Below are 4,882 nucleotides of genomic sequence, written 5' to 3'. Positions count from 1 at the left end.
CGCCGCGGCCGTCACGCGCCGCCCCGCACGGTTCGCCCGCGCCCGCCCGGCGGCCTGCGCCGCGAAGCGGTCCAACCAATCTCAGCGCGTATCGCCGCTTTGTTCGAAGTGGCTGCGCACGTAATCGATATGCGTCTGCATCGCGGTGCGCGCCTCCTCGGGCCGCTGCGCGCAGATCGCGTCGCACACGACGCGGTGCTGCCGCAGCAGCAGATCCGACGCATATTCGTCCTGCTCGGTCATCCCCGACACGTTGATCGAGATGTGTTCGCGCAGCATCCCGAGCACGCTCGTATGCAGGTGCAGGAACATCGTGTTGTGCGACGCGAGCGCGATCGCCTCGTGCAGCTTCGAATCGGTCGCGGCCTCCACGGCCCGGTCGTTGTGCGCGTGCGCGGTTTCGAGCTCGCGCAGCAGCGCACGGATCCGGCGCCGGTCGTTCGCGTCGGCGCGCAGCGCGGCGAAATACGCGGTCGCGCCTTCGAGCACGCGGCGGAATTCGAGGATGTCGTCGCGCAGCGCGGGGTGATCGGCAACCAGCTGGCCCCACGGCGACGCGATGCCGGCCCGCAACTGGTCCGTCACGTAGACGCCCGCGCCGCGCCGGCTCTGCAACAGCCCGCGCGCGACGAGCCGCTGGGTCGCCTCGCGCACCGTATTGCGCGCCACCCCGTACTGCTGCGCGAGCACGCGCTCGGCCGGCAGGCGTGCACCGGCCGGCCAGGTGCCGTCGAGCAGCGCCGTCTCGATCTTGCGCATCACCACTTCGGTCCGGCCCCGTGCCGTCATCGCTGCCATCGTCGTGTCTCCCTGCGGAATGCCTGTCACGCCAATTGGCCCAACCAATTTGAGCTACGGCGCCGTCGCGGGAATTATGCAGCGAAATCGTCGTCCCGCATCCGCATGCCGGGCCGTCGCCTCTGGAGCGAGACATGAACGAAAGGCAGTACCCCGCCGCCGCCCCCGCGCACGTCTATCTGTTCGCGACCTGTCTGGTCGACCTGTTCGTCCCCGAAGCCGGGCTCGACGCGGTCCGCCTGCTGGAACGCGAAGGCCTGACCGTCCACTATCCGCGCGGCCAGAGCTGCTGCGGGCAGCCCGCCTACAGCAGCGGCAATCCCGACGAAGCGCGCCGCGTCGCGGCCGCGCAGCTCGACCTGTTCGCCGAACCATGGCCCGTGATCGTGCCGTCCGGCTCGTGCGGCGGGATGATCCGGCACCATTGGCCGGCGCTGTTCGCCGACGATCCCGTCCACGGCCCCAAGGCCCGCGCGATCGCGGAACGGACCTACGAACTCGCCGAATTCCTCGTCCATGTGCTCGACGTGCGGCTCGATACCCTCGCCGCGCCGGCCGGCGACGACGAGCGCGTGGTGCTGCATACGTCGTGCGCAGCCCGCCGCGAGATGGGCACCCGTGTGCACGGCGTCGCGCTCGTCGACGCGCTGCCGGGCGTGACGCGCATCGAACACGAACGCGAATCCGAATGCTGCGGCTTCGGCGGCACGTTCTCGCTGAAGCATCCCGACATCTCCGGCGCGATGGTGCGCGACAAGGTCGCGTCGGCCTGCGCGACGGGCTGCGACCGGCTCGTGTCCGCCGACTGCGGCTGCCTGCTGAACATCGGCCACGCGGCCGACCAGTCCGGCGCGCCGCTGCCGGTCGAGCACCTCGCCAGTTTCCTGTGGCGCCGCACGGCCGGCGCCGCGTCGCTGCGCGGAGACAAGCGATGAGCGCGCGCGACGCAATCCTCAAGCGGCTGCGCGCCGCCGCTCCGGGTGTCGCCGCCGAGGCCGCCCCCGCGCTCGACGCGCGCATCGACATGCACTACGACACGTGCCGCTCGCACACCGAGACCGCTCGCGATCCGCACACACTGGCCCACACGATGCAGGCCGCGCTCGCCGCGTCGCACGCGGCCGTCTGGTGTGCAACCGGCGACGAATGGCCCGCGCAACTCGCGGCGCGCCTCGCGGAAGCCGGCGTACACCGCCTGCTGCTCGATCCGGCCCGCGCCGAATCCGCGGCGCTCGCCCGCGCGCTGCCCGGCACGGTCGCGCCCGTGCCGTTCGACCGGCCGATCGACGCGTGGAAAACCGAACTGTTCGACACGATCGACGCGGGCTTCACCGTGGCGCGCTCGGGCATCGCGGCCACCGGCACCGTCGTGCTCGCGCCCGACGCCGGCACGCCGCGCACGGTGTCGCTGGTGCCGCCGCTGCATGTCGCGCTCGTCCACGCGAGCACGCTGCATCCCGACCTGCACGCGGCCGTGCACGCGGAGCGCTGGCACACCGGCATGCCGACCAACCTCGTACTGGTGTCGGGCCCGTCGAAAACGTCCGACATCCAGCAGACGCTGGCCTATGGCGCGCACGGCCCGCGCCGCCTGTGGGTCGTGATCGTCACCGATTCGGCCACCCCGCCCGCCGCCACCGCCCGCGAGGACCTCCCGCAATGAGCGACCACACGCTGCAATTCGTCGCCCCCGGCGACTTCAAGACCCGCGCGCGCGCCGCGCTCGACGACCCCGCGCTGCGCAAGAGCTTCCGCGGCGCGATGGACTTCCTCCAAGGCAAGCGCGCGACCCAGTTCCCCGACGACGCCGAGCTGCAGCAGTTGCGCGACCTCGGCGAAGCGGTGCGGCAGCATGCGCTCGCGCAGCTGCCCGCGCTGCTCGAACGGCTGGAGACGAAGCTCACCGAAGCCGGCGTGCACGTGCACTGGGCCGAGACGGCCGCCGACGCGAACGCGATCGTGCTCGGCATCGCGCAGGCGAAGAAGGCGCGCCGCGTGATCAAGGGCAAGTCGATGGCGAGCGAGGAAATCGAGCTGAACCATTACCTCGCGGAGCACGGCGTCGACTGCATCGAATCCGACATGGGCGAATTCATCGTGCAGCTCGCGGGCGAGAAGCCGTCGCATATCGTGATGCCGGCGATCCACAAGACGCGCGGCGACATCGCCGAGCTGTTCGAGGCACACATCCCCGGCACGCGCTACACGGAGGACGTCGACGAGCTGATCCAGACCGGCCGGCGCGCGCTGCGCCGCGCGTTCGCCGATGCGGACATCGGTCTGTCGGGCGTGAACTTCGCGGCGGCCGACACCGGCACGCTATGGCTCGTCGAAAACGAAGGCAACGGCCGCCTGTCGACGACGGTACCCGACACGCACGTCGCGATCATGGGGATCGAGAAGGTCGTCGAGAAACTCGAGCACATCGTGCCGCTGTCGAGCCTGCTCACGCGCTCGGCCACCGGCCAGGCGATCACGACCTACTTCAACCTGATCTCGGGCCCGCGCCGCGACGGCGAACGCGACGGCCCGCGCGAGCTGCATCTCGTGCTGCTCGACAACGGCCGCACGCAGGCCTACGCGGACGAGCAGCTGCGCGCGACGCTGCAGTGCATTCGCTGCGGCGCGTGCATGAACCACTGCCCCGTCTACACGCGCATCGGCGGCCACGCATACGGGACGACCTATCCCGGCCCGATCGGCAAGATCATCTCGCCGCACCTGCTCGGCCTCGACGCAACCGCCGACCTGCCGACCGCGTCGACGCTGTGCGGCGCATGCGGCGAGGTGTGCCCGGTGCGGATCCCGATCCCGCAACTGCTCGTGCGGCTGCGTACCGAGGCCAACCGCAAGCCCGACGAACCCGTCGCGCATCCGCTGCGCGGCCAGGGCGCGCACTACAACCGCGCGGAAGACCTCGTGTGGCGCTTCTGGTCGGGCGCGTTCGCGCATCCGCGCGCGTACCGCGCGTTCCGCTGGACCGCGACGCGCCTGCGCGCGCTGACGCCCGCGAAACAGATGGGCTGGACGCAGCACCGCACGCCGCTCGAACCGGCACCGCGCAGCCTGTCCGACCTGCTGCGCGCACGCGGCCAGCCCGAATAGCACCCCGCTTTACCCGCCCGTACCCATAGAGATACCGATACAAATGGAGGAGACACCCATGCAGGTTTGGCACCAGATCTATACGCCGCTCGGCAGCCTCGGGCTGTCGGCGTTCGTCGCCGCAATCCCGATCATCTTCTTTTTCGTCGCGCTGGCCGCGCTGCGGCTCAAGGGCCACATCGCCGCGGCGATCACGCTGCTGCTGTCGCTCGGCGTCGCGATCCTCGCGTACGGCATGCCCGTGCCGCAGGCGCTCGCGGCGGCCGGCTTCGGCTTCGCGTACGGCCTGTGGCCGATCGCGTGGATCATCGTCGCGGCCGTGTTCCTGTACAAGATCGTCGTGAAGACCGGCCAGTTCGACATCATTCGCGCATCCGTGCTGTCGATCACCGACGACCAGCGCCTGCAGATGCTGCTGATCGGCTTCTCGTTCGGCGCATTCCTCGAAGGCGCGGCCGGTTTCGGTGCGCCCGTCGCGATCACGGCCGCGCTGCTCGTCGGCCTCGGCTTCAAGCCGCTGCACGCGGCAGGACTGTGTCTCATTGCAAACACTGCGCCGGTCGCGTTCGGCGCGATGGGCATCCCGATCATCGTCGCCGGGCAGGTGACGGGTATCGATCCGCTCCATATCGGCGCAATGGCCGGCCGCCAGTTGCCGCTGCTGTCGCTCGCGGTGCCGTTCTGGCTCGTGTTCATGATGGACGGGCTGCGCGGCGTGCGGCAGACGTGGCCGGCCGCGCTCGTCGCAGGCGGCAGCTTCGCGGTCACGCAGTACTTCACGTCGAACCACATCGGACCCGAGCTGCCGGACATCACGTCGTCGCTCGTCAGCCTCGTCGCGCTCGCCGCGTTCCTGAAGGTGGGCGACACCGTGCTGATCGGCAAGAAGCCGACGGGCACGCTGGTCGCCGACAACCTGCTGCCGGGCAAGACGCTGTGGATGCTGTCGACGGGCACGGGCCTCGCGCCGTTCATGTCG

Annotated in this window: 5 protein-coding genes; 4 read left to right on the top strand and 1 reads right to left on the bottom strand. The window is 70.4% G+C overall.

Annotation, left to right across the window (positions count from 1 at the left end; all coding sequences use genetic code 11):
- Positions 1–81 precede the first annotated feature (81 nt).
- Positions 82–798, bottom strand: a complete 717-nt coding sequence (locus G3N61_RS38030; protein WP_043190542.1) for a FadR/GntR family transcriptional regulator — start codon at positions 796–798, stop codon at positions 82–84.
- A 134-nt stretch (positions 799–932) separates the two neighbouring features.
- On the opposite strand from G3N61_RS38030, the gene G3N61_RS38025 reads away from it, so the two are divergent.
- From G3N61_RS38025 to G3N61_RS38010, 4 genes are all read left to right on the top strand, one after another.
- Positions 933–1,733: a (Fe-S)-binding protein gene (locus G3N61_RS38025; RefSeq protein ID WP_089451261.1), complete on the top strand. Its 801-nt coding sequence runs from the start codon at positions 933–935 to the stop codon at positions 1,731–1,733.
- A complete protein-coding gene (locus G3N61_RS38020; RefSeq protein WP_205824995.1) occupies positions 1,730–2,461 on the top strand; it encodes a lactate utilization protein C in 732 nt (243 codons plus the stop codon). Before G3N61_RS38025 ends, G3N61_RS38020 begins: the two co-directional genes overlap by 4 nt.
- Positions 2,458–3,903: a LutB/LldF family L-lactate oxidation iron-sulfur protein gene (locus G3N61_RS38015; protein WP_089451263.1), complete on the top strand. Its 1,446-nt coding sequence runs from the start codon at positions 2,458–2,460 to the stop codon at positions 3,901–3,903. Before G3N61_RS38020 ends, G3N61_RS38015 begins: the two co-directional genes overlap by 4 nt.
- A gap of 58 nt (positions 3,904–3,961) precedes the next feature.
- Positions 3,962–4,882: lactate permease LctP family transporter (locus G3N61_RS38010; protein ID WP_241018108.1), on the top strand; the 921-nt coding region annotated here is incomplete at its 3' end.

It is taken from the genome of Burkholderia sp. Ac-20349, from assembly GCF_017104865.1.
Taxonomy (GTDB): Bacteria; Pseudomonadota; Gammaproteobacteria; order Burkholderiales; family Burkholderiaceae; genus Burkholderia; species Burkholderia aenigmatica.
This window is presented reverse-complemented; position numbering and strand designations above follow the sequence as displayed.

What these genes read in the sequence shown, in the direction of transcription:
- G3N61_RS38030 (WP_043190542.1), bottom strand. Translation starts at nt 798, where the DNA reads ATGGCAGCGATGACGGCACGGGGCCGGACCGAAGTGGTGATGCGCAAG.
- G3N61_RS38025 (WP_089451261.1), top strand. Translation starts at nt 933, where the DNA reads ATGAACGAAAGGCAGTACCCCGCCGCCGCCCCCGCGCACGTCTATCTG.
- G3N61_RS38020 (WP_205824995.1), top strand. Translation starts at nt 1,730, where the DNA reads ATGAGCGCGCGCGACGCAATCCTCAAGCGGCTGCGCGCCGCCGCTCCG.
- G3N61_RS38015 (WP_089451263.1), top strand. Translation starts at nt 2,458, where the DNA reads ATGAGCGACCACACGCTGCAATTCGTCGCCCCCGGCGACTTCAAGACC.